We start from the raw sequence: 2,711 nt of genomic DNA, 5'->3' as shown, positions 1-2,711 counted from the left end.
ATTCACACAATCGATGGCCCGCTGCATAAAATCTTCGTCCAGACTGGTATAGTTGAGATCCTTAACCTCAAAGACCAACTGATTCTTAAAATCACGCGCCATGCGTTCTTTATACTTCATCAGGTTACGGATGCGGGCATGAAGTACCAGCAGATTAAATGGTTTACTGATAAAAGCATCCGCACCAACCTCATAGGCTTCCGCACGGTCTTCTTCTTTATTCTTAGCGGTAAGAAGAATTACCGGGATATGACTCATCTCCAGATTGTTCTTCACATATTTACAGAACTCAATGCCATCCATTTCAGGCATCATCACATCGGAGACAATCAAGTCTATATCCTCATTCTCCAATATGATAATCGCTTCTTTACCGTTTTCAGCCGTACACACATTATAGTCAGGACTCAAAAGTCTGATCATCAATTGCAATAAGTCTTCATTATCTTCCACAACCAAAATCGTGTTTTTCTTTTCCCCCGTATCTGTAGACTCATTTGCCTGTTCACTTACCACTTCTTTCTCATCGCTCTTAGGTAAAAAGAGCACTGCTTCATCATCAATCTGTTCTTTTTTATAGAATGATCGATCGATAGGCAACACCACGATAAACTCGGCACCCTTATCAATATCACTCTCTACAGCTACCGTCCCGCCGTGAAGATCAACCAAATCTTTCGTCAGCGAAAGACCAATGCCCGTACCAATCGTTTTGAACTTTCGATAATCTCCTTCGTAAAAGCGTTTGAATAAGGTTTGTTGCTTCTCTTTGGAGATTCCCTTTCCATTATCTTTCACCCGTAATACAACGTGATCTTTATCCTGGGCATAAGTCAATGTGACCTGTATATATCCGCCCTCCATATTATATTTAGCAGCGTTTGAAAGCAAGTTATACAGTATCTTATCCAATTTATCGACATCGAAGTATCCCATGATTGATTCGGGATCGCAGAGTACCGAGAAGTGTATTTTTCGTTTCTTAATCAAAGGTTGGAAGCTCTCCGCCTCATTCCTTACAAAGCCGGCAATGTCTCCCAGAGATACCCGCAACTTAAGATTACCGCTTTCCGCCTTACGGAACTCAAGTATCTGTTGCAGCAAACGAATTAGGCGGCGCACATTGTTGCTCATAATCGTATAGATCTCCGTATGTTCGGGAGCTTTCATTTTCAGTTCGTCTACTGTGGCCGAAATGATAGTCAACGGAGTGAGTAGCTCATGAGTGATATTGGTAAAGAACTGCAATTTGGCATGATTTAGCTCCGCCGCTTTTGCCTTCTCCAACTCTCGCAATCGCAGTTCATTTCTCAACAAGATACGATTCTTGGCTGTACGATAAAGGTAGAAACTAATGACTGCTACCAAAAGTATGTAAATGAGATATGCCCACCAGGTAGCCCAGAAAGGAGGAAGCACGATTACAGTCAACTCTCTGATGTTTCCACTCCAGACCCCATTCTCGTTGGTTGCCTTCAGTTGAAACTTATACGTTCCACTTTGTAGGTTGTTATAATAAGCAAATCTGCGGTCCGCATCGGTATATTGCCATTCCTTATCAAAGCCGACTAACCGATAGGCGTAATGATTCAATTCCGGATTCTTATAGGTAAGAGCCGCAAATTCAATGCTGAAGTTATTGTATTCATAAGGTAATTCGATCTCTTCTGTAAAAGTGGGCATACACGAAGAGATACGCTGTCGAATTTCCAGTGAAAAGGAGCTAAAAGAACGATTGAACAGCTTGATATCTGTGATTACAAAAGGTACTTCCCGATTGGTCTCTTCCATATTATCCGGGAAGAAACTATTGTATCCTTTATAACCGCCAAAGAACAGCTCTCCATCCCGACTGCAAGAAGATTGTGCAATAAAGAAGTTATCCTGCAAACCATCGGCAGTGGTATATACGCGTACAACAGGTGTTCCCTTGGGAGCATTCGCATTCAGTTTGACGAGCCCGTTATTCGTTCCCAGCCATAGATTCCCTTTACTGTCTTCCTCAATACTCCCCACCATATCTCCGGGAATGTTGTACTCCTTGCTCTTGGCTGTGAACGATTGCTTGTCCCGTTCGTAAAGGTACAAGCCGCCTCCTTCGGTTCCAGCCCATAAACGCCCTTGTTTATCAACATGAAGACTTAGCACGGTGTTAGTTAGTAACTTTTGATTTCGGAAACTGTAGTTTTTATACTTCAAAGTCCCGGGCTTTTTAACATCTCCCATAATATGCACAATTCCGTAATTGGATGTGGCTATCCACATACTATTGTCCGTATCGGCAACGATATCGCGTACATAAAACCAAGCATTCGTCAGCCCCTCTCCAAAATCTATTGTACCGAAATTATAGCTTTCTCCATCAGCTAACGCTACACTTATTCCTCCACGAGTACCTACCCAGCAGTTCCCAAATTTATCTTCGTAAAGAGCCGAAACACAAGAAGAAGATAAGAAATCACAATTATCCGGATCCAAGTTCTGCACCCGCATACCTTTCCGGTAAACAAAGATCCCCCCATCATAGGTACCGATCCAAATATCCCCACTTTCTTTTCGCTGAATGATCGTATAGATGGTCGGTACTGACTTTATTCCGGCAAATTCCGGCATATGCGTATGTAGCATAAGTTGTCCGGTAGCATGATTCTGACAGGCTAGTCCATAGGTCCCGATCCCCATCCAGATATTCTTGTTAGCATCTGCAAACA

At 42.6% G+C, this 2,711-nt stretch carries 1 protein-coding gene; it reads right to left on the bottom strand.

All coding sequences use genetic code 11. The features are described from left to right. A partial coding sequence (locus JCM10512_RS20915; RefSeq protein ID WP_044165874.1) for a hybrid sensor histidine kinase/response regulator occupies positions 1 to 2,711 on the bottom strand: 2,711 nt, incomplete at both ends.

Origin of the sequence: Bacteroides reticulotermitis JCM 10512 (genome assembly GCF_000517545.1) — a bacterium.
GTDB classification, from domain to species: Bacteria; Bacteroidota; Bacteroidia; order Bacteroidales; family Bacteroidaceae; genus Bacteroides; species Bacteroides reticulotermitis.
Note: the sequence above shows the minus strand (reverse complement) of the source record. Positions and strands in the feature narration are given on the sequence as shown.